Below are 24832 nucleotides of genomic sequence, written 5' to 3'. Positions count from 1 at the left end.
CACGTCCAGCAGACCGAACGGCGCCGTGGGCTCATCCACATCGCCCAGCATGGCGCGAAAGAACTCTTCGTGCTCCCTGGCGCTCACCCCCAGCCGTGCCTGCGCCACGAAGCGCCTGAACGGCAGCGGCTGGGGCAGCGCATGCTCGCGCCCCTGGCGGATCAAACCAATCTCCTCGACGATGCGCTCCAGCGTCGTGTGGTCCAGCACCAGATGGTGCGTCAGCAGCTGCAGCAGCCAGCGGCCCTGCGGCGCATCCTGCGCCGCCACGGCGCGGATCATCGGTGCCTTGCGCACTTCGATGCGCTGCACGCGCGGGTCCAGCCGCTCGTGCAACTGCGCCGCTGCATCGGCGCCAGCCTGCACCTCCACCCATTCAGCAACCACCTGCGCCTTGCGCCAGACCACCTGCACGGGCTCGGCCAATCCCTCCCAGAGCACGGCCGTGCGCAGGATGTCGTGCCTTGCGATCACCTGGTTGAGGCTGTCCACAAAGCCTTGCAGCCGCTCGCGCGTATCGAAGCTCAGCAGTTTGGGCGTGGCATAGGCATCGCCCTGCTGGTGAAGCATGTGGTGGAAAAGAATGCCTTCCTGCAGCGGTGCCAGCGGGTAGATGTCCTGGATGTTGGCTGCACCACCGGGCACGGCTGCGGCGATCCGTGCAATCTCCTGGGCGTCCAGCGCCACCAGGGTCAGCATGGCCGGGGTGATGGCCGCGCAGTCTTCGGGAATGCCGTTGGGCGGCACCTGCACCTCGGGTCGAGCATCGGCCTGTTCGCCACCAAGGGCCTGCGCAAAGTCGGCCAGCCTGGGCTGAAGGAACAGGCTGCGCACCTGGGCCGCCAGCCCCCTGGCGCGCATGCGTTCGAGCAGCTTCAGGGCCAGCAACGAATGACCACCCAGTTCGAAGAAACTGTCATGGCGTCCCACGCGCTCCACGCCCAGCACCTCGGCCCAGATGCAGGCCAGCGTCTCTTCCAGCTCACCTTGCGGCGCCTCGTATTGCTGGGTACTTGCCATTTCCGGTTCAGGCAAGGCCTTGCGGTCCACCTTGCCGTTGGGTGTCAGCGGAAACGCATCCAGCACCACGATGGCGGAAGGCAGCATGTAGTCGGGCAGCACGGCGGCCAGAGCCTGGCGCAGCTCGGCCGCCAGGCCTTCCCCAGCCTGCGGCGCGGCCACGTAGGCCAGCAGCCGCGTGCCGCCCGCGCCCTGGGCGGCGACCACGACGGCCTCGCGCACTCCGGGCCGGGCCAGCAGTTGGGCCTCGACTTCGCCCAGCTCGATGCGCAGGCCGCGCACCTTGATCTGGTGGTCCAGCCGGCCCAGGTATTCGATCTGGCCCTGCGCATTCCAGCGCACCAGATCCCCCGTGCGGTACAGCCGCCCCTTGCCGCTGCCATCGAAGGGATGGGCCACGAAGCGCTCGGCCGTCAGCCCCGGCCGGTTCAGGTAGCCGCGCGCGAGCGCCATGCCACCCAGGTACAGTTCGCCCGCCACGCCCTGGGGCACGGGCGCCATGTCGGCATCCAGCACCCAGGCTTCGGTGGCGCTGATGGGCCGGCCAATGGGCACCAGGCTGAGGCCGTCGTCACGGCAGGTCCACTGCGTCACGTGGATGGCGGCCTCCGTGGGCCCATAGAGGTTTTGCAGGCTCACGCCGCGCAGGCGCCGCAAGGCCTCGCTCTGGGTGGCCGCGGGCATGGCCTCGCCACCGCAGATGACGTAGCGCAGCCGTGTCTGCTCCTCTATGCCCTCGTATGCCAGAAAGGCCTGCAGCATCGAGGGCACGAAGTTCAGCGTCGTGATCTGGTGACGGCGGATCAGCGCGATGATGCGTGCAGGCTCGCGCTGGTCGCCGGGTCCTGCCAGCACCAGCTTCACGCCTACGGTCAGGGGCCAGAAGATTTCCCAGACCGAGACATCGAAGCCGAACGGCGCCTTGTGCAGCACGGCATCCCCGGCGCCTATCGCATAGCGCTGCTGCATCCAGGCCATGCAATTGCTCAGTGCGGCATGCCGGTTCGCGGCACCCTTGGGCCGCCCCGTCGAGCCCGAGGTGTAGATCACGTAAGCCAGGTTTTCGCCATCGAGCGGCACCTGGGGATCGTGCTCGGGCCCGGCTGCGGCCGTCTCGGGCTCGATGTCCAGCAGTTGCAGGCCCGCATCCTCGGGCAGCAGCCCGCGCCCCGGCCCCTGGCAGAGCACCAGGCGTGCGCCGCTGTCGGCCAGCATGTAGGCCAGCCGGTCTCGCGGATAGTCGGTATCCAGGGGCACATAGGTGCCGCCGGCCTTGAGCACGGCCAGCAGGGCCACGATCATGGCCACCGAGCGTTCGGCCGCGATGGCGACACGGGTCTCGGGGTGCACGCCCAGCGCGATCAGGCGGTGGGCGAGACGGTTGGCACGCCGGTTGAGTTCGGCATAGCCCAAAACCTCATCGCCGAAAGCCAGGGCCGGCGCCTCAGGCAGGCGCCGAGCGCAGGCCTCGAAACGGCGGTGCACGGGCTGTCCGTCGCCGGCCACCTCGGCATCGCGCCCCCAGGCTTCAAGTTCCCGGCGCTCCGGCTCGCCCGGCAGGGCGATATCGCCCAACGCCTGGTCGGGATGATCGGCCAGGGCCTGCAAAATGGCCTGCAAATGCCCGGCCATGCGCGCAATGGTCGCCGCCTCGAACAGGCCCGCAGCGTAGCTGATCTCCAGCAGCACGCCGCCGTCGGCATCTTCCGTGCTGTTGAGCGTGAGTTCGAATTGCGCGCTGCGCCCCTCCTGGGCACAGGGCTCCAGCGTGAGGCCGCCCAGCCGTCCTCCCCCGCCGAGGGCTGATCGCTGGTGGTTGTGCATCACCTGGAACAGGGCATGGACGCCGAGATTGCGCTCTGGCTGCAAGGCCTCGACGAGCTGGTCGAAGGGCAGGTCCTGATGCGCCTGCGCGGCCAGCGCAGCCTCGCGGGCCTGGCGCAGCACCTCGACGACGGGGCGGCGAGCGTCCATGCGGTTGCGCAGCACCTGGGTATTGACGAAGAGGCCGACCAGCCCTTCGGTCTCGGCGCGGTGCCGGTTGGCGATGGGCACGCCCACACGGATGTCCTGTTGCCCGCTGTAGCGGGCCAGCAACGCCTGCCATCCCGCCAGCAGCGCCATGAAAAGGGTCGCGCCCTCGGCACGGGCACGGGCCTGCAGTGAATGCGCCAGCGCCGCAGGCAGCTGCAGCCTGTGCTCGGCCGCGCGGTGGACGGCGTCGGCGCGCCGTGCATGGTCGGCCTGCAGTTGCAGCACGGGCTGCTCACCGCCCAGTTGCTGCATCCAGTAGCGCAGTTGGCGCTCGCGCTCGCCCGCCTCCATCCAATTGCGCTGCCAGGCCGCATAGTCGCTGTACTGCACGGGCAGGAGGCGCAGTCCGGGGGCCCGGGACTGCAGATGGGCACCGTACAGGGCGGCGAATTCCTCGATCAGGATCTGCATGGAGCGCCCGTCGGACACGATGTGGTGCATGGCGACCACCAGCAGATGCCGGTCCTGCCCCTCGCGCACCAGGGCCACGCGCACCAGCGGCCCCGCCTCCAGGTCGAACGGCTGCTCGCAGACCTGCCGCACCCATGCCCGGGCCTGCGCATCGCCGGCCGCTTCACCATCCCATAGGGGAATGTCGACCTGCTGGGAATCGCACACCTGCTGCAGGGGCTGGCCGTCGGGGCCGGCCCTGAACACGGTGCGCAGCGCGGCATGCCGGGCGACCAGATCCGCAAAACCCGCCCTCAGGGCCTGTGCGTCCAGCGCACCCTGCAGGCGCCAGACTGCGCTGATATGGTAGGCCGCGCTGTCGGGCTCCAGCTTCCAGAGAAACCACATCCGTGCCTGCGCATAGGACGCAGGCACGGCCGTCCCGTCATCCTGCCCCGCGACGATGGGCAGACTGGAAAAGTTGATGCCCTGGGCCGCCAGTGCTTCGAGAAACAGGCGCCGCTTGCCCGGAGCGAGGCGATTGAAGCGCTGTGCGATGTCGAATTCCGTGTTTTTCATTCCAGGTCCAACTCTTCCAGAAGGGATGCCATTTTTTGAAGATCGGCGGCCTTGCCGGCATCGGCGGCGCCCAAGGTCTGTTCCACCAGCAGGGCCATGTCGGCCATGCAGCGGCTCTCGAAGCAGGCCCTCAGGGGCAGTTGCACCGAGAACTGCCTGCCCACCCGGGCCTGCACATCGAGCACGGCCATGGAGTGGCCGCCAAGCTCGAAGAAGTTGTCGCCACGCCCCACCTGCGCCACGCCCAGCACGGCCGACCAGATCGCTGCCAGGCGCCGCTCGGTCTCGCCGCGGGGCACGTCATGGCTGGGTCCGCCGCCCAGGTCCGGCTCGGGCAGGGCCCGGCGGTCCAGCTTGCCGTTGGCGTTGAGAGGCAAGGCGTCCAGCCCGACGATGGCGTTGGGCACCATGTAGTCGGGCAGCAGCGCGGACAGCTGCAGTCGCAGTCCCTCGGGATCGGCCACGTGGCCGGCCTGGGCAACCACGTAGGCCAGCAGCCGTGTGCCGCCGGCCCCGGGCCGGGACACCACGGCGGCCTCTCGCACGCCGGGCTGGGCCAGCAGGCCGGCCTCGATCTCGCCGGCCTCGATGCGGTAGCCCCGCACCTTCATCTGGAGGTCCGCGCGGCCCAGGTACTCGATGCGGCCGTCGGCACGCCAGCGCGCCAGGTCGCCGGTGCGGTACAGCCTGCGGCCCTCCTGCGACAGCGGATCTGCCACGAAGCGCTCGGCCGTCAGGCCCGCACAGCCCAGGTATCCGCGCGCCAGTCCCGCGCCCCCCAGATAGAGTTCACCGACCACGCCGGCCGGCACGGGCTGCATGGCGGCATCCAGCACCCGGACCAGGGTTTGCCGCACCGGCCGGCCCAGCGGGACGCAAGCGCCCTGCACATCGCCGACCTCCACGCGGCCGCAGACCGCGAAGGTCGTGCACTCGGTGGGCCCGTAGCCATTGATCAGAGCCGTTGTGCCCATGATCTCCAGCGCCTGGCGCGCATGGTGCACCGACATGGCCTCGCCCCCGCTGAGCAGCTGGTCCAGTCGCGCCAGGGCTTCGGGGTGTGACTCCAGCATCCGGTTGAAGAGCGCCGCCGTGAGCCAGGCGCAGCGCACGTCATGGCGCTCCATGAATGCCGCCAGGTCCTGGAAGGACACCCTGCCCGGCGGCGCCTGCACCAGGGTGCCGCCATTGCACAGCGCCCCCCAGATCTCGAAGGTCGAGGCATCGAAGGCCAGCGGCGCGAACTGCAGCATGCGCAGCCCGGTCCCCAGCCGCGCGCAGTCCGCGTCACGCACCAGGCGGCAGATGCTCTGGTGGGCTATCTCCGTGCCCTTGGGACGCCCCGTGGAGCCCGAGGTGTACATCAGGTAGGCCAGGCCCTGCCCGTGCAGCGCCCGGGCCGGGTCGTGATCGGGCCACACGCAGGGGTCCGGTGCATCCAGCGCAAGCCATCGCAATCCGGCATCTCCCACGGGCCGCTCCAGCCAGCATTCGTGGGTCAGCACCAGCCGCAGCCGCGCGTCCTCGCACATGGCACCGGTGCGCCCATCCGGCCATTGGGGGTCCAGCGGCACATAGGCACCACCGGCCTTGAGCACGGCCAGCAGGGCCACGACCATGTCGGCGCAGCGCTCGAACAGGATGCCCACACGGACCTCGGCGCCGACCCCCAAAGCCATCAGCCGATGGGCCAGGCGGTTGGCATGCCGGTTGAGTTCGCCGTAGGTCCATGGCCGCCCGTCGCCAGCCAGCGCCAGTGCATCGGGCTGGCGGCGCGCCTGCGCCTCGAACAGACCATGGACCGTCGCGTCATGGACCTCGCCTGCCCGGTTGTCGCCCCAGTCCAGCAGTCGGCGGTGCTCGGCCTCGCGACCCAGCGCCAGTTCGCAGACCGGCGTCTGCGGCGCCTGCTGCAGCGCCTGCACCAGTTGTTCCAGCGCATCGCGCAGGTCCTCGCAGACGCGCAGGGCGTCGGCGGGCTGCGCCACCTGCGCGGCCAGCGTAAATGCGCTTCCCTGTTCGTCCACCGACATGCCGAACGGATAGTTGCTGCGCTCCCGGCTCTCCAGCATGTCCATGCCTTCCCAGGCCGGCGCCGTGTCCTGGCTGCCCTGAGCGCCGTAGCGGTAGTTGAACAGGGCGCTGAACAGGGGCAGTCCGCCCGCCAGGCCGCTGCAGCGCTGGATCAGCGAAAGGCTGGCATGTTCGTGGTGCAGCAGCTGGGCCAGTAGCGCATGCGTGTCATCCAGGCATTGGCGCACGCTGCGCGCGCCCAGCTGCAGCCGTACGGGCAGCGTGTTGATGAACAGGCCGACCGCGCGTTCCGCGCCGCGCCCCCCCTGCATGCGCCCGAACAGCACGGTGCCGAACACCACGTCGTCACGCCCCGTGGCCCGGCCCAGCACCAGCGCCCAGGCCAGGTGGAACAGCGCCGCGGAACTCACGCCGCTGCGGCGGGCCTGTTGCCGTATGCGCCCGGCCAGGCCGTCATCCAGGCGCAGGCGCGCCTCCTGAACGGCACCGCCGTCGCCTTGCACATCGAGCAGGCCGTAGGGTGCCGTGGGTTCGGTGACATCGCCCAGCAGCGCCGTGAAGAACGCCCTGTGCTCGGCCTCGCCCACGCCCCTGCGCGCATGTGCCACAAAGCGCCGGAATGGCAGGGGCGCGGACAAAAGCTCCCGGCGCCCCTGCTGGATCAGCGCGATCTCGTGGACCAGCAGCTCCAGCGTCTGGTGGTCTATCACCAGGTGATGGCACAGCAGGCGCAGCAGCCAGCGCCCGTCCTGCGCGCGCGACCCGGCCAGCGCGCGCGCCATGGGTGCCTGCCGCACATCGATGCGCGGATGGGGCTGCTGCGCATCGGCCGCCGACCATTCGGGCTGTAGCTGCGCGTGGCGGTACACCACCTGCACGGGCTCGCCCAGGCCCTCCCACAGCACAGCCGTGCGCAGGATGTCGTGGCGTGCAATCACCTCGTTGAAGCTCGCCACAAAGCGCTCCAGGCGCTGCCGGCTGTCGAAGGCCAGCACATGCGAGGTGACATAGGCATCGCTGTCCGCATTCAGCATGTGGTGGAACAGGATGCCTTCCTGCAGGGGCGCGAGCGGATAGATGTCCTGGATGTTCGCGGCGCCGCCCGGCACCGCGGCCTCGATGCCGGCGATCTCCGCGGCGTCGATGTCCACCAGCGTCAGCATCTGCGGCGTGATGGCCGTGCAATCCTCGGGGATCAGGTTGGCGGGCACCTCGATCTGCACCTTGCCCTGCAACTGGCCCTGCTCACGACCCAGCGCCTGGGCGAAGTCCGCCAGCCTCGGGTGCTGGAACAGCGTGCGCACCTGCACGCCCAGGCCCAGGGCGCGCACCCGCTCCAGCAACCCCAGCGCCAGCAGCGAATGCCCGCCCAGCTCGAAGAAGCCGTCATGGCGTCCCACGCGCTCCACGCCCAGCACCTCGGCCCAGATGCGCGCCAGCATCTGCTCCACCTCGCCCTGCGGCGCTTCGTAGACCTGCGCACCCGCCAGCTCGGGCTCGGGCAAGGCCTTGCGGTCCACCTTGCCATTGGCCGTCAGCGGCAGGGCATCGAGCACCACGATGGCCGAGGGCACCATGTAGTCGGGCAGCGCATGGCCCAGCCGGTCCTTGAGCAAACCGTCTTCGGCTGGCGAATTCAACGAGACATAGGCCACCAGCCGCGCCCCGCCCGGCCCCTGGCTGGCCAGCACGACGGCCTCACGCACCTCCGGCTGCGCCAGCAGCTGGGCCTGCACTTCGCCCAGCTCGATGCGGAAGCCCCGGATCTTGACCTGCTGGTCGGCACGGCCAAGGTATTCGAGTTCGCCCTGGGCGTTCCAGCGCACCAGATCGCCTGTGCGGTACAGGCGCTCGCCCGTCTCGCTGAACGGGTTGGCAATGAAGCGCTCTGCCGTCAGCCCTTGCCTGTTGAGATAGCCGCGTGCCAGTCCTTCGCCCGCCACGAACAGCTCCCCGGCCACGCCCTGCGGCAGCAGGTTCAGGCTGCCGTCGAGCACATACAGGCCCAGGTCGGGAATCGCCACGCCCACGGGGCTGCGTCCGCCCTCCAGATCCTTCCGGGTGATCTCCCGGTACGTCACATGCACCGTGGTCTCGGTGATGCCGTACATGTTGATGAGTCGGGGGCTTTCGTCCCCGAAGCGATCGAACCACGGCCTCAGGCTCTCGGGCTCCAGCGCCTCGCCGCCAAAGACCACATGGCGCAGCGACAGGCCGGAGCCGCCCTCCTCATCCTGCTCCACCGCATGGACCAGTTGGCCAAACGCCGAAGGCGTCTGGTTGAGCACCGTGACGCGCTCGGCACGCAACAGCGCCAGGAAGTCCTGGGGCGAGCGGCTGACCCAGTACGGCACCACCACGAGCCGGCCACCCGTGCACAGCGCGCCGAAGATCTCCCAGACCGAGAAGTCGAAGGCGTAGGAGTGGAACAGCGTCCAGACGTCGTCAGTCCCGAAGCCGAACCAGGCATCGGTGGCGTCCAGCAGCCGCGCCACGTTGCGGTGGCTCAGTTGCGCGCCCTTGGGGCGGCCCGTGGAGCCCGAGGTGTAGATCACGTAGGCCAGGCTGTCGGCCGAGACCTGCACCTGCGGATCGGCATCCGATTCGGCCGACAGGTCCAGCGTGTCGATCTCCAGCAGTTGCAGGGACTCGGTGCCGGGGATGCGATCACGGACAGCCGCCTGCGTCAGCACCAGGCCGATGCCGCTGTCGGTGACCATATGCGACAGACGGCCGACAGGATAGTCCGGGTCCAGCGGCACATAGGCGCCACCGGCCTTGAGGATGGCCAGCAGGCCCACGACCATCTCCACCGAGCGCTGCATGGCGATGCCCACGCGCGACTCGGGCCGTACGCCCAGGGCGATCAGGCGATGGGCCAGGCGGTTGGCCTCAGCATTGAGCTGTGCATAGGACAGCGTGTGGCCTTCGCTGCGAAGGGCCGGCGCCTGGGGCTGGCATCGGGCCTGCGATTCCACGCGCCCGTGCAGGCAACCGGCTGCGCGAAGCGCAATGGCCGCGGGAGCCTGTCGCAGCAGCGCCTGGCGCTCGTCCTCGCCCAGCAAGGGCACGCTGCCCACCTCTTGGGCGCCATCGTCCGCCAGGGCTTGCAGCACCCGCACATAGTGCCCCGCCATGCGCTCCATGCTGGCGCGGTCGAACAACTCCACCGCATGGACCAGGCTCAGGTGGATGCTGCCGTCCACCAGCTCCGTGCTGTCCAGTGCCAGTTCGAACTGCGCCGCCCGCGTACCGCTTGCGGCGTCCTCCACCACCAGGCCGGGCAGAGAGCGGGCCTCCTCCATCGCCTGCGCACGCTGATGGTTGTGCACGACCTGGAACAGCGCATGCGTGCCCAACTGCCGCTGCGGCTGAAGCACCTCCACCAGTTGCTCGAAAGGCAGGTCCTGGTTGGCCAGCGCCCCGCGGACGGTCTCGCCGGCCCGGGCCAGCGCCTCGTCCAGCGTCAGGCCGTCATGCACTTGGCCGCGCAGCACCTGAGTGTTGACCAGCAGGCCGACGATGCCCTCCGCACCGGGCCGATGGCGGTTGGCGATCGGCACGCCCACGCGGATGTCCTGCTGTCCGCTGTAGCGATACAGCAGGATCTGCAGGCCCGTGAGCAGCACCGTGAACAGGGTCGTGCCTTGGGCCCGCGCGACGGCATGCAGCTGCCGCGCGAGGGTGTCGGGCAACTCGAATTGCCACTCCCCGGCCTCGTAGCGGCCGTCGGCTCGCCGCGGATGGTCCACGGGCAGTTGCAGCAGGGGGTGTTCGCCGCCCAGTTGGTCCTGCCAGTAGCGCAGCTGCCGCGCATGCTCGGCACTGCCCATCCACCCGCGCTGCCACGCGGCATAGTCTGCGTAGCAAAGAGGGGGGGCCAGGGGCGGGGCTCCAGCGCCCTCGGCAGGCGGGGCCGCCTGCACGCCCGCCAGGTACAGCGCAAGCAGCTCCTGGACCAGAATCTGCATGGACTGCCCATCGGAAATGATGTGGTGCATGACCACGGCAAGCCGGTGCTCATCCGACCCCAGGGCCAGCAGGCTCACGCGCCAGGGCGGATCTGCGGCCAGGTCAAATGTCGTCCCGGCCAGCCGCTGGAGTTCAGCGGCCGCATCGGCCCGGCGCTGCGGTTGCGGGACGACGGTCAGGTCGATCACGCGCAAGTCCGGTTGGGCTCCCTCCAGCACCACGGCCTGCGGCTGTCCTGACGGTCCCTGCGGGAACACGGTCCGCAGCGCCTCATGGCGCAGGGCAAGCGCCGCGAAGCTGCGGCGAAGGGCCTCCCGGTCCAGCGCGCCGCGCAGCGTCCAGGTGGCCGCGATGTGGTAGGCCGAGCTGTCGGGCTCCAGGCGCCAGAGGAACCATTGCCGCGCTTCAGCCGATGAGGGTGCCCGCACCGGCTGCGGGGCATGGCGTGCGATGCCTTCCAGCGACGGCAGCCGCCCATCGCCCAGGGCCTGCGCAACCGCCGCCAGGCTCTGGTTCTCGAAGATCTGGGCGGGCGACACCTGCAAGCCGCGCTGGCGCGCCAGCGCGGCCACGCGCAGGCTGAGGATGGAGTCCCCGCCCAGCGCGAAGAAATTGTCCTGGCGCCCCACGCGCTCGATGCCCAGCACCTGCGCCCAGACCCGGGCCAGGGTCTGCTCCACGGGGCCCTGCGGCGCCTCGTGGCCGGCATCGGCCTGTGCGTCCGGCTCGGGCAGCGCCTTGCGGTCGAGCTTGCCGTTGGCATTGAGCGGCATCGCGTCCAGTTGCACGATCAAGGCAGGCACCATGTACTCGGGCAGGGTGCGCGCCAGCGCCGCGCGCAGTGCCTGGACATCGATGGCCTGCCCGGGCCGCGCACTGACATAGCCGACCAGCCGCATGCCGCCGGGCCCCTGGCGCGCCACCGCCACAGCCTCCTGCACCTGCGGCTGGGCCAGCAGTTGCGCCTCGACTTCGCCCAGTTCGATGCGCAGGCCGCGTATCTTCACCTGCTGGTCGATGCGGCCCAGGTATTCCAGTTCCCCGTCGACCCGCCAGCGAACCAGATCGCCCGTCCGGTACAGGCGCTCGCCGTCGCCGAACGGACTGGCCACGAAGCGCTCTGCGCTGAGAGCCGGCCTGTGCAGATAGCCGCGCGCCAGGTTCGCACCCGACAGGTACAGCTCGCCGGCCACGCCCACGGGCGCCGGGCCCAGATCTGCGTCCAGCACATGGGCGCCGGTCTGGCTGATGGGACGGCCTATGGGCACCTGGCTGCGCCCGTCGTCGCGGCAGCTCCAGTGCGTCACGTCGATGGCCGCTTCGGTGGGCCCGTAGAGGTTGAACAGGCCCGCCTGCGGCAAGCCCGCGAACACCCCGGCCTGCGCTTCGGCGGGCAAGGCCTCTCCACTGCAGAAAATGCGCTGCAGGCTGGCGCAGCGCGCCAGATCCGCATGCTGCAAAAAGGCCTGCAGCATGGACGGCACAAAGTGCAGCGTGGTTACCCCGTGTCGCTCGATCAGCTCGGCAAGCCGCTCGGGGTCGCGGTGCTCCCCGGGACCGGCCAGCACCAGCCTGGCGCCATGCATCAGGGGCCAGAAGAACTCCCACACCGAGACATCGAAGCCGAAGGGTGTCTTTTGCAGCACCACGTCAGATGGCTGCAGCCCATAGGCCTGCTGCATCCACAGCAGCCGGTTGCGCAGCGAGCCATGGCGGTTGGCCGCGCCCTTGGGCCGCCCGGTGGAGCCGGAGGTGTAGATCACATAGACCAAGTTCTCCGCGCTGAGCGCTGGATCGGGGTTGGCACTTCCAGCCTCTTCGGGCGCCGGCTCATCCAGCTCCATCACCTGCACGGCTTCAGGCCATTGCGGCATGCGCGCGCCCAGGTGGCCGTGGGTGAGCAGCAAGGCGATGCCGCTGTCGTCCACCATGTAGCGCAGGCGCTCGGCGGGGTAGTCGGGGTCCAGAGGCACATAGGCAGCACCGGCCTTGAGAACGGCCAGCAGTGCCACCACCATGCCGATGGAGCGCTCCATGGCAATGCCCACGCGCGACTCGGGCCCTACACCCCGGGCCATGAGTGCGTGGGCCAGCCGGTTGGCCCGGTGGTTGAGTTCGCCGTAGCACAGGACCTGGTCTGCGCAGACCAGGGCGATGGCCTCGGGCGCCTGGGCGGCCCTGGCCTCGAACATGCGGTGGACCGGCGGTCCCTCGTCGAAGCGCCGTGTGTTGGTGCTCCACCGCTGCAGCTGCAGCAGCTCCTGCGGCGGCAGCAGGTCCAGGCCGCAGGCGCGGGTGCGCCCTCCTTCGGCCAGGGCCTGCACCATGGCCTGCAGCGCCTGCTCCAGGTACAGGCACAACCGCCGCGCATGGTCGGCGTCGGCGGCCTGCGCGGCCAGCGTGAAGCCTCCACCCTGGTCGTTCACCGACATGGCCACGGGATAGGTCGTGCGCTCGCGGGCCGAAAGCACGCTGATGCCTTCCCAGCCGGCCGGCGCCCCATCCCCGCCCTGGCCGTACCGGTAGTTCAGCAGGCTGCTGAACAGCGGCGTGGTGCCGGGCAGGCCGCTGCATTTGAGGGCCAGCGACAGGGGGGCATGCTCATGCGCCAGCAGTCCGGCCAGGCAGTCGCGGGTCTGGCGCAGCAATCCGTCAAGGTCTGCGCCACCGAGCCGCAGGCGCACCGGCAGCGTGTTGATGAACATGCCGACAGCGCGGCCCATGTCCTGCGCGGCCTGCATGCGGCCGAACAGTACTGTGCCGAACACCACGTCCTGCGTGCCGCTGACCCGGGCCAACACCAGGGCCCACGCCAGATGGAACAGCGTGGCCGGATTGACCTGCCGGCCTCGGGCGCAGCCGTGCAGCGCGCGCGCCAGCCCGGCATCCAGTGCCAGCCGGTGCTCGGCCACCGGCTCCTGCAGCGTCAGCAGGCCGAAGGGCGCCGTGGGCTGGTCCACATCGCCCAGCAGTTCCGAGAAGAAGGCCTGATGGCCCTGGAGCGCGGCCTCGTCGCGCGCCAGCTGCACGAACCGGCGAAAGGGAACGGGCGCGGGCAGCAGATCGGGCCGGCCCTGATGGATCAGCCCCACCTCGCCCACCAGCAGCTCCAGCGCCGTATGGTCCATCACCAGGTGGTGGCTGGGCAGTTGCAGCAGCCAGCGCTGATGCGCGGGATCGAAGGCGGCAATGGCCCGGACCATGGGAGCCTGCCGCACATCGAGGCGGAACTCAGCCGGGTCCACAAGCGCGGCAAGCCGCTGTTCAGCGGTGACGGGTCCATCGCCTTCGGGCAGCCATTCCAGGCGCAGCGGAGCCTGCCGACAGACCACCTGCACCGGCTGCGGCAGCCCCTCCCAGAGCACCGCCGTGCGCAGGATGTCGTGGCGCGCGATGCACTGGTTCAGCCCCTCCACGAAAGCCAGCAGCCGGGCCTTCGAATCAAAGCCCAGCAGGCAGTGGGTCACATAGCTGTCGCCACGCGACTGCACCAGGTGATGAAACAGAATGCCTTCCTGCAAGGGCGTCAGCGGATAGGCATCCTGGATATTGGCCGCGCCGCCCGGGATGGCGGCCTCCATGGCGCGCAGATGACCGGGCTGCAGAGTCACCAGCGGCAGCATGGAGGGCTCCAGCCGCTCGCACCCCTCGGGCACCCCTGAAGCCGCCGCGGCGCCGTCTTCCTGTGCCTGTTGCGCAGGCCGCAGCGTCAGAGCGAAATCCTGCAGTCTCGGCTGCCGGAACAGGTCGCGCGCCTCGGCCTGCCAGCCGGCGCGCTGCAGGCGCTCGACCACCTGGATGGCCAGCAGCGAATGCCCGCCCAGTTCGAAGAAATGGTCCTGGCGGCCGATGCGCCCGGCCTCCAGCAGGCCAGCCCAGATGCCGGCGAGCATCTCCTCCTGCGCCCCTTGGGGAGCCTCCCAGGTCACCGATGCCTGGACCGGGGCCGGCAGGGCCTTCTGGTCGATCTTTCCATTGACCGTCAGGGGCAGCCTGTCCAGCACCACCACAGCGCCGGGCACCATGTAGTCGGGCAGCACATGCACCAGCTGCGCGCGCAGAGATTCTGCCTGCACGGTCTGCCCTGCAAGCGCCGACACGTAGGCCACGAGCCGCGCGCCAACGGCGTCAGCCATGACAACGGCCTCGCGCACGCCAGGCTGCGCCAGCAGCACCGCCTCGATCTCGCCGGGTTCGATGCGCAGGCCGCGCAGCTTGATCTGCTGGTCCACGCGTCCCAGGAATTCGAGCTGGCCATCGGCGCGCCAGCGCGCCAGGTCGCCGCTGCGGTAGAGGCGGCTGCCCGGCTCGCCCAGCGGGTGGGCGACGAAGCGCTCCGCGCTGAGCGCGGGCATGCCGAGATAGCCGCGCGCAAGCCCCTGGCCGCCCAGGTACAGCTCTCCGGCCATGCCGGGCGCCACGGGCTGCATGTCGGCATCCAGCACCCAGGCCTCGCGTTCGCCCACGGGCCGGCCTATGGGCGCATGGGCACCCACGTCAGTGACCTCGCTGACATCCGAGATGGACGGCGTGACCACGGCCTCGGTCGGGCCATAGGCATTGAAGATACGGGCGCCGGGGAACATCCTCCGGGCCAGCGACAGCCCTTGGGTCGGCAGGGCCTCGCCGCCGATGATGCAACGCCCAAGCCGGGGCAGTTCCAGAGGACAGCCCAGCTCGTCGGCAAGCAGCCGCAGATAGCCCAGCGGAAGGTCCAGCGCGCTGACGCCAGCCTCGGCCGTTCTTGCCACGAATTCGCGCGCCGTCCACGCCCGCGCATCCCCCGTCAGCACGGCCGCCCCGCTGGCCAGCGGCACCATCCATTGCTCGCAGGCGGCGTCAAAGCCCACGGAGGCGAACAGCAGGCCGCAGTCCTGGCGCTGCATGCCATGGAATTCGCGCATGGCCTGGATATGCATGGCCAGGGCTCCATGGGACACGGCCACCCCCTTGGGACGCCCCGACGAGCCCGAGGTATAGATCACATAGGCCAGGCTGTCCGCATGCACGGCCGGCAGCGGCTGCGCAGGCCGGGCGCCTGCAGGCATCGGTGCGTCCAATGTCAGCACCAGGGACACGGTATCCAGCTCCGGCAACTGTCCGGGCTGGGTGAGAAGACAGGTCGCGCCGCTGTCCATGAGCATATGGGCCAGGCGCTGCGGCGGATGCCGCAGGTCCAGCGGCACGAAGGCGGCGCCGGCCTTCATGATGGCCAGCAGGCCCACGATCATGTCGGCCGAGGGCGGCAGAGCCAGTCCCACCCGGCAATCGGGGCCGATGCCATGCGCCACCAGCAGGCGCGCGGCGCGATCGACACGGTGCTGCAGCTGACCATGGCTGAGCGTTGCGCCACCATCAATCACCGCAGGCGCATCGGGATGGGCCTGCGCCTGCCGGGCGATCAGTTCGTGGACCAGGCCGTCGGTCAACCGGGAGCCCTCTCCCCTTGCCCACCCCTGCAGGCGGCTCAGAGGCTCGGCGTCGACCAAACACAGATTGCCCAGCGCCTGGTCGGGCGAATGCAGCAGGGCCTGGAGCAAGGACAGATAGTGCGCCTGCCAGCGCGCCACCGAATCCGGTTCGAACAGCTCTCTGGCGTAGCTGAAACGCATTTGCAGCCGGCCATCGGCACCTTCCAAAATGTCCAGCGCCAGTTCGACCTGGGCCGACTGGCCGCCCCACTCCATGGGGGTGACGCTCAGTCCGGGCAGCCGGGCCAGCGCCGCATCGTCATGGTGCACATGGTTGAACATCACCTGGAACAACGTACCCTGCCCGGGACGCAGCGCCTGGACAAGTTGCTCGTAAGGCAGGTCCTGGTGCGACTGCGCGCCCGTCACGGCCGAGCGCACCTGTTCCACCAGATGGCGCAGGCTGCTGCCACCGCCCACCTGCGTGCCGATGACCACGGTGTTGACGAACATGCCCACCATTGCTTGGGTCTGCGCATGGTCGCGCCCGGCCATGGGCACGCCCACCCGTATGTGTTGCAGCCCCGTATGGCGGTACAGCAGCGCCTGGAAGGCGGCCAGCAGGAGTGTGAAGACGGTGCACCCCTCCTCGCAGGCCCTTTCGCGCAGGCCCCGGGCCAGGTTATCGGGCACGCAAGCAAGATGGCGGGCCGCCTCATAGGATGGCCGGGCCTGCCGGGGATGGTCCGCAGGCAGTTCGACCAGGGGTGAATCGTTCCCCAGCGTGTCACGCCAATAGGCCAGTTGGCGCTCCGACTCTCCAGCGTCCAGCCAGGACTTCTGCCACAGCGCATGGTCCGCATACTGAAGGGCGGCGCTCTCCAGCGCCTGCACGGCGCCTGTGGCACGGGCCCGGTACTGGTCCACCAGGGCATTGACGATCAATTGCAACGACCAGGCATCGGAGACGATGTGGTGCATGACGATGGCCAGCACATGCACATCGTCGGCCAGCCTGAACAGGCGCACGCGCAGCAGCGGCCCGGTGCCGAGATCGAAGGGCTGGCGGGCCAGCTGCGCGCAGCGCGCCTCCAGCAAGGCCTGCTGGCGGGCGGGTGCCGCCTCGCCAAGGTTCTCCTGCACGAAGTCCGGCTCGGCCTGTGCCAGCACGCGCTGGTAGGGAAGGCCCTGCCCGTCCACGTCGAACACCGTGCGCAGCGACTCGTGCGCGCCGATCAGTGCCTGGAAACTCTCGCGCAGCGCAGCGGCGTCGAGCGCACCGCACAGCTTCAGCGCCGTGCCGATGTGGTAGGCCGAACTGGCCGGCTCCATGCGCCAGAGCAGCCACTGGCCCAGTTGCGCATAGGACAGGGGAAGGCCGTCCTGCGCCGATGCCTGGGTACGCGGCGGAATCGGCAATTGCCGCATGTCCACGCCGCTTTCTCGCATCTTGCGATAGACCAGGCGCTGCTGCTCGGGCGGCAGCAGGGCGAATTTGCGCGCAATGCTGTCGAACTGGTTCTGTGTCATGGTGCGATTTCCAAACCGTCTATGAAGGATTCCAGCGCTGCCAGCGGCAGGCTTTCGGACCGGACCTGCTGCTCCCTCAGGCCTTGGGCCATCTGGGACAGCACCGGATGGCGCAGCGCGTAGGCCAGGCCCAGGTCCGTGCCCATCTCGGTGCGCACACGCGCCAGCATCTGCACCAGCAGCAGCGAATGCCCGCCCAGCTCGAAGAAACTGTCATGGCGTCCCACGCGCTCCACGCCCAGCACTTCGGCCCAGATGCCTGCCAGCATCTGCTCCACCTCGCCCTGCGGCGCTTCGTAGACCTGCGCACCCGCCAGCTCCGGCTCGGGCAAGGCCTTGCGGTCCACCTTGCCATTGGCCGTCAACGGCAGGGCATCGAGCACCACGATGGCCGAGGGCACCATGTAGTCGGGCAGCGCATGGCCCAGCCGGTCCTTGAGCAAACCGTCTTCGGCTGGCGAATTCAGTGAGACATAGGCCACCAATCGCGCCCCGCCTGCGCTTTGCTTGGCCAGCACCACCGCCTCACGCACTTCAGGCTGGGCCAGCAGTTGCGACTGCACCTCGCCCAGCTCGATGCGGAAGCCCCGGATCTTGACCTGCTGGTCGGCACGGCCCAGGTATTCGAGTTCGCCCTGAGCGTTCCAGCGCACCAGATCGCCCGTGCGGTACAGGCGCTCGCCGTACTCCGCGAAGGGATTGGCGATGAAGCGCTCGGCGCTCAGACCGGCGCGGTTCAGGTAACCACGTGCCAGGCCCTCGCCCGCCACATACAACTCTCCCGCCACGCCCTCAGGCAGCAGGTTCAGGCTGCCGTCCAGCACATACAGGCCCAGGTCCGGAATCGCCACGCCCACCGGGCTGCGTCCGCCCTCCAGATCCTTCCGCGTGATCTCCCGGTACGTCACATGCACCGTGGTCTCGGTGATGCCGTACATGTTGATGAGTTGGGGGCTCTGGTCACCGAAGCGGTCGAACCAGGGCCGCAGGCTCTCGGGCTCCAGCGCCTCGCCGCCGAAGACCACATGGCGCAGCGCCAGGCCAGCGCCGCCCTGCTCGTTCACATCTTCCTGTTCAACCGCATACACCAGTTGCCCAAAGGCCGAAGGTGTTTGATTGAGAACCGTTACGCGCTCCGCACGCAGCAAAGCCAGGAAGTCCTGGGGCGAGCGGCTGACCCAGTACGGCACCACCACCAACCGGCCGCCCGTGCACAGCGCACCAAAGATCTCCCAGACCGAGAAGTCGAAGGCGTAGGAATGGAACAGGGTCCAGACATCGTCAGGCCCGAAGCCGAACCAGGCATCGGTAGCGTCCAGCAGCCGTGCCACGTTGCGGTGGCTCAGTTGCGCGCCCTTGGGACGGCCCGTGGAGCCCGAGGTGTAGATCACATAGGCCAGGCTGTCCGGGTTCACATCGACCTGCGGATCGGTACCGGGTTCGCCCGACAGGTCCAGCGTGTCGATCTCCAGCACCGGCAAGGCGACAGCGCCGGGAATGCGCTCGCGCACCGCAGCCTGCGTCAGCACCAGGGCAATGCCGCTGTCCTCGACCATATGTGCCAGACGATCCGCAGGGTAGTCCGGGTCTAGCGGCACATAGGCGCCACCGGCCTTGAGGATGGCCAACAGGCCGACCACCATCTCCACCGAGCGCTGCATGGCAATGCCCACGCGGGTCTCCGGGCGCACGCCCAGGGCGATCAGGCGGTGAGCCAGGCGGTTGGCCCGGGCGTCGAGTTCGGCGTAGCTCAGAGAGTACGGGCCAAAAGCCAGTGCCGGCCTTGAGAGGTGAAGATGGGCCTGGGCCGCGAAGCGCTGGTGCAGCGGTTGGGCCGGAGCCAGGCATGGCTGCGGCCTGCCGCGTTGGGCCAGCGTTGCGGTTTCGGCCGGCTCGGCGGGCACCACTTGACCCACGCGGCGGCCAGAGGACGCGGCCAGTTGCAGCAGCAGATACAGCAGGCGGTCCGACAACTGCCGGACCTGCGCTTCGCTGAACTGCGCGCACGCATAGTCCAGCCCCAGGCGCAGGCTGTCACTTTGGTGCACGACCACGGTCATGGCGTAGTGGGTCTGCTCGCTGCTGCGCACGCTTTCCAGCACGACGCCTGCGCCACCAGCCTGTGACAGCGCCTCGCCCAGCGGATAGTTTTCGAAGACGACGATGCTGTCGAACAAGCCTTCGGCACCAGCGCCTGCCCATTGCTGTATCTCGTACAGCGGCGTGTGCTCATGCTCGCGCGCGGCCACACCGTTGGACTGCAGGGCACGCAGCCAGTCGCCCACATCGCGGCCCGCATCGACACAGACCACCGTTGGCAAGGTGTTGATGAACAGGCCCAGCGTCCGCTCGGCGCCATCGAGTTCGGCAGGCCGGCCCGCCACCGTCGAGCCGAAAACCACGGCTGGCTGGCCCGTGCAGGCCGACAGCAGCAGGCTCCATGCCGCCTGCACCAGCGTGGACAGCGTCACGCGCTCTTCGCGCGCAAAGCGCATCAGCGCCTGCGTGGCCGGCCGGTCCAGCGCCACGTCCAACGTGGCATGGCCCGTTGCGATCGATGCTCCCCGCCTGTCGTGAGCTCCCATGGCCGGCGCCAGGCGCGTGGGAGCCGGCAGCGCCGCAAGCTGTTCACGCCACCAGGCCCGACCCGCCTGCGGATCGCGTCTACCCAGCCAGGCAATGAAGTCGCGGTAGCGCCGCGCAGGAGCTGCGGGCCGGTCGCCCGCGTAATGCTGCAGAACTTCGGACAGCAGTTGCGAGCTGCTCCAACCGTCGAGCAGAAGATGGTGGCGGGTCCAGATCAGCCTGTGCCTCTGAGCGGACAGTCGCACGAGCGCGAGACGCATCAGCGGCGGCTGCGCGAGGTCGAAGCTGCGCTCGCGCTCGCTCGAAGCAAGCGCCGCGGCGGCCTGCGCGGCATCGGATTGGCCGCTGCAGTCATGTTCGGTCCAGGGCAGGTCTGCTCGGCGTGCCACCCACTGCAGCAGGCCTTGCCCGTCGAGAAAGCCGGTGCGCAGTATTTCGTGCCGGTCGCTGGCCGACTGCCAGGCCTCGCGCAGGCGCGCAGGGTCTACCCGGTCCATGTCCATCTGCAGCTGGTTTACATAGACCGTCTCCTGCGTATCGGACAGGCTGTGGAACATCAGGCCGGCCTGGGTGGGTGTCAGCGGATAAAGATCCTCCAGGCTGTCCAGCGGCAAAGCCAGCGCATCCAGCCGCTGCTGCGAGACCCCGGCCAGCGGGAAATCGCTGGGCGTCACGCCGCGCCCGCCGTCCACGCAGTGCGCGATCAGCGCCTGCAGCTCGCCCAGGAAGCTATCGGCCAGACCCTGCACCGTCGCCCCATCGTGCACGGCTGCGCTGTAGTGCCACTGCAGCACCAGCTCGCCGTGCTGTATGCAGGCCACCACTTCCAGCCAAGCGCGCCGCGACGATTGCGGTGCGCGCTGGCCGGTCACCGGCTCACGCGCCAGCCGCCAGCCCAGGCCACCGTCCAGCGCCTGGTCCAGCTGGCCCAGGTAGTTGAAGGTGAGCTGCGGCTGCAGCTTCGGCAGCTGCGTTCCTTGGGGGGCCAGATGGCGCAGCAGCCCGTAGCCCAGGCCCTTGCCGGGAACGGCGCGCAGTTGCTCCTTGATGGCCTTGAGGCTCGCGCCCGGCTCGGCGTCGGCACCCGGTCGCAGGCAGACCGGGTACAGCGTGGTGAACCAGCCCACGCTGCGGGCCAGGTCCATGTCCTCGCTCCAGGGCTCGCGCCCATGGCCTTCGAGTTCGACCAGCACGCTGTCGCGCCCGTCCCAGGCGCACAGCGTGCGTGCCAGAGCCGTCAGCAGCACGTCGTTGATCTGGGTGCGGTAGGCCGGCGGCACTTCGCTGAGCAATTGTTCGGTCAGGTCCTCGCCCAGCCTGCACTCCACCGTGACCGTGTCCGCGACGGTGTTGCTGCCTGCGGCGTGGCCGGGCAGCGGCGCGCCGGCCTGCGCCAGCGTCTCGGTCCAATGGGCCAGTTCGGCCTGCGTTGCGGACTGTGCGGCGCGCGACTGCAGCGCTTGCGCCCATTCCCGCAAGGCGCTGGTGCGCGGGCCGAGATCGACAGCCTGGGCCTTGCCCAGCTGCGCATAGGCGGTCTGCAGGTCCTCGATCAGGATGCGCCAGGAGACGGCATCCACCACCAGATGGTGGGCGATCAGCAGCAGCCGGCCCGAGCGCGTGCCGCCCAGATCCAGCCACACGGCCTTGAATGGCCGCTCCAGGCTCAGCGTCGTCTGCAGCGCTGCGGCGGTGCGCGCAATGGCCGCACCCGCGTCACGCTCGGCCGACAGGTCCTGGGTTTCGAACGGCGCCTGCGCGGGGGTGGCACCCACGCACTGCGTCCAGCGCCCGTTCTTGCAGGCGAAGCACAGGCGCAGCGCCTCATGCTGGGTGACCACGGCATCGACCGCCGTGCGCAGGCGCGCCAGGTCCGGCACCTCGCCCAAAGTCAGCAGCACAGACTGGTTCCAGTGGTGGGGCTGCGCAAAGGCCTGTTCGAAGAACCAGTGCTGCACAGGCGTCAGGCCAAATGCTGCACCGGCTTCAGCGGCCGGGGCTGCCGGGGCGGTGGGCGCAGCTGGTGCGGCCGCCACGGCACCGCCCGTGGCTGCGGCCAGCGCGGCAATGGTCTGCTGCTCCATGAGCTGCCTGGGCGTGAGCTTGAGGCCGCGCTTGCGTGCGCGCGCCACGATCTGCAGCGCCAGGATGGAGTCGCCCCCCAGGCTGAAGAAGTTGTCATGGCGGCCGGGCGCCTCGGTGCGCAGCACCTGCGCCCAGATCTCGGCCAGCAGCTGCTCGGTGGCTCCCTGGGGCGCTTGGCCCCCGTCGGTGGCAGCCGTTGCCGCCTGCGGCACAGGAGCTGGCAGCGCGCGGCGGTCAAGCTTGCCGTTGGCCGTCAACGGCATGGCAGGCAGATCGACAAAGTGCGCTGGCAGCATGTAGTCGGCCAGCCGGGCGCCCAGCGCTGCACGCAGGCCGTCATGGTCGCCCGGCTGGTCCGGTTCGCGCACCAGATAGGCGCACAGCCGCAGCTGGCCGTCTTCGCTGGCCAGAGCCAGCACCTCGGCCTCGCGCACGGAAGGCTGCTCGCGCAGCGCCTGGGCAACTTCGCCGGGCTCCACACGGAAGCCACGGATCTTGACCTGGCCGTCGAGACGGCCCAGGAATTCGAGGCTGCCGTCGGCACGCTGACGCACCTGGTCGCCCGTGCGGTACAGGCGCAGGCCGGGCTCGAAGGGGCTGGCCACAAAGCGTTCCGCGCTGAGCGCAGGCCGGCCCTGGTAGCCGCGCGCCAGACCCGCTCCGCCAATGAACAACTCGCCCGGCAGGCCCGCAGGCACGGCCTGCAGCGCCGCATCCAGCACATGGGCCACGGTGCCGCCCAGCGGCACGCCCATGGGCAGGCTGGCGGCTGCACGGTCGGCCTGGTCTGCGGACTGGGTCAGCGTGCCCACCGTGGTCTCGGTGGGGCCGTAGTGGTTGAGCACGCGGCAAGCGGGCTGCAGCGCGGTGATGCGCTCCAGCAGCGCCCAGCCCGTCGCCTCGCCCCCCAGCACCAGACAATGGCGTGGCAGAACCTGCGCGGGCCGGGCAGCGTTCAGCAGGGCCTGCAGATGGCTGGGCACGATCTTGAGCACATCGACCTGGTGCGTGTGCATGTAGTCCGCAAAGGCATCGGGATCGAAGGCGCGCTCAGGGGCCATCAGGTGCAGCAGGCGCCCAGAGCACAGCGCGCCGAACAGCACCGTATGCCCCAGGTCGGCGGCCACGGTGGACACCATGGCCATGCTGGAGGCGCCGGCCGGCAGGTCCAGCCGGGCCAGCACGCCCTGCACATAGTTGGCCAGCGCGCCGTGGCTGATCACCACGCCCTTGGGCTGGCCCGTGGAGCCCGAGGTGTAGATGAGGTAGGCGGCCTGGTCGCGGTGGAGCGTGACGGGCTCCTGCGTGGTGGCTTCAGGCTCCATGTCGTCGGAAAGTGCCAGCGGCCAGACAGGAATCGCCGGCTGCCACGCCACGGGCTGCGCCGCCAGCAGCAGGCGTGCACCGCAGTCGTGCAGCTGGTAGGCCAGGCGCTCGGCCGGCAGCTCGGGGTCCAGCGGCACATGGACGCAGCCGGCCTTGAGCACGGCCAGCATGCCCAGCACCAGCTCGGGCGAACGCGGCGCCAGCACGCCGATGCGGGTTTCCTGTCCCAGGCCCTGCGCGCGCAGCTGCGCGGCCAGGCGGTTGGCCGCGCGGTCCAACTGCACGAAGGATGCGGTGCGCGCTTCGGCGCGCAGCGCCATGCCCAGGCCCTGGCGTTCAACAGCGGCATTCCACAGCGCAAGCACGGTTGCGGCCTGGGGAGCCTCGCCTCCGTCAGCCACGTCAACCGGGTCGGCCAGCGCAATGGCCGCCAGCGCGGCATCGGGCGCGGCCACCACCTGCCGGGCGCAGCGGGTCAGGCTGTCCGCGAAGACGGCGATGCGCTGCGCATCGAACAGGCCCGTGTCGTGGATGAACACGCATTCGATGCCCTCGGCCCGGTCGGTGAAGTCCAGGCTCAGGTCGAAATGCGCCTGGCCTGCCGTCAGTGTCTGCATGCGCACGCGCACGCCGGCGGCACTGCGCTCGCGCTCCATGGCGTCCTGCTGCGTGCACTTGACCTGGAACAGCGGATGCACGCCCGGCAGGCGCTCGGGCGCCAGCGCCTCGACCAGCATGTCGAACGGCAGGTCGGCATGCTGCTGCGCATCCAGCACGGCCTGGCGCACCTGTTCGAGCAGTTCGCCAAAGCCCATCTGCGGTGCGGCATCGACCTGCAGCACCTGCAGGTTGAGCAGATAGCCAATCAGCCCATGCGTCTCGGCCTTGCCCCGGTTGGCAATGGGCGTGCCCACGCGGATGCGGCGCTGGCCGCTCAGGCGGTACAGCAGCAGGTCCAGCAAGGCCGTCATGGCCATGAACAGCGAGGCGCCGCGCGCCCGCGCCAGCGCGCGCACCGCATCGGACAGCTCGGCGGGCCAGACAAAGCGGTGCCGGCCCTCGGCCGCGCCGGTCACGGCGCCGCGCGCATGGCTCAGGGGCAGCTCCAGCGGCGCGTGTTCCTGCCCCAGGCGTTCGCGCCAGTAGCGCAGTTGGCGCTCGCGCTCGCCGCCGTCCAGGCGCTGGCGTTCCCAGGCCGCATAGTCGGCGAACTGGATGGCCATGGGCGCCAGTGCGGGGGGCTGCGCGCGCAAGCGGGCCTCGTAGCAGTGCAGCAGCTCGTCGACCAGGATGCGCAGCGACCAGCCGTCCGCCGCGATATGGTGCAGCGACAGCGCCAGCACATGGCGCTGCGCGTCCAGGCGGTACAGGCAGGCGCGCAGCGGCGCCTGGCGGTCAAGGGCGAAAGGCGTCTGCGCGAAGCCGGCCAATGCGTCTTCCAGCGCAGCCTGCGTTGGCATATCGACCACAGGCATTTGCAGCGACGTGGCCCCGTCCGGTTGCATCGGCTGCACCGCCTGCAGCGCCTGGCCATCGTCGCCGGCCGTGATCCGCGTGCGCAGGATGTCGTGCCGCGCCACCAGATCGTCCAGCGCCGCAGCCATCGCCCCCGCGTCCAGCGGGCCTTCCATGTCCAGGCTGCCGGCCAGGTTGTAGGCCGGGCTGTCGGGCGCCAGCTGCCAGGTCAGCCAGAGGCTGCGCTGGGCATGGGACAGCAGGGCCGGGCTGGCCGGATCGCGGCGTGGAATGTCCTGGCCAGCGCGCACGGCCGGGCTGCCGCTGCCGCGCAGGCGGGCATCGAGCTGGGCACGCTGCTCGGGGCTGAGCCGGGCGCGCAGGGACTGAATATCTTGCGGTGCTGTCAT

Annotated in this window: 3 protein-coding genes (1 of these 3 running past the window's edge); all 3 read right to left on the bottom strand. The window is 69.8% G+C overall.

What is annotated here, in order from left to right; genetic code table 11:
* Tightly spaced (each overlapping or abutting the next), the 3 genes in view from DELCS14_RS10595 to DELCS14_RS10585 form a layout consistent with a single transcriptional unit that may run on beyond the window.
* On the bottom strand, positions 1-4023 hold the 5' end (the start) of the coding sequence (locus tag DELCS14_RS10595) for a non-ribosomal peptide synthetase (protein WP_013801602.1). Its footprint begins 9786 nt before the window's first position; the window shows 4023 of its 13809 coding nt (coding positions 1-4023); the start codon lies at positions 4021-4023; its stop codon lies beyond the left edge, outside the window.
* On the bottom strand, positions 4020-16970 hold the full coding sequence (locus tag DELCS14_RS10590; RefSeq protein ID WP_013801601.1) for a non-ribosomal peptide synthetase: 12951 nt from the start codon (positions 16968-16970) through the stop codon (positions 4020-4022). The genes DELCS14_RS10595 and DELCS14_RS10590 overlap by 4 nt, the downstream gene beginning before the upstream one ends.
* The gene (locus DELCS14_RS10585) at positions 16967-24832 is read right to left on the bottom strand and encodes a non-ribosomal peptide synthetase (protein WP_013801600.1); all 7866 of its coding nucleotides are present in this window, start codon (positions 24830-24832) and stop codon (positions 16967-16969) included. The genes DELCS14_RS10590 and DELCS14_RS10585 overlap by 4 nt, the downstream gene beginning before the upstream one ends.

The sequence above is a fragment of the Delftia sp. Cs1-4 genome, assembly GCF_000214395.1.
In the GTDB taxonomy this organism is placed as follows: Bacteria; Pseudomonadota; Gammaproteobacteria; order Burkholderiales; family Burkholderiaceae_C; genus Comamonas; species Comamonas acidovorans.
The sequence above is the reverse complement of the archived record's forward strand: the minus strand, read 5'-3'. Positions and strand labels throughout refer to the sequence as shown.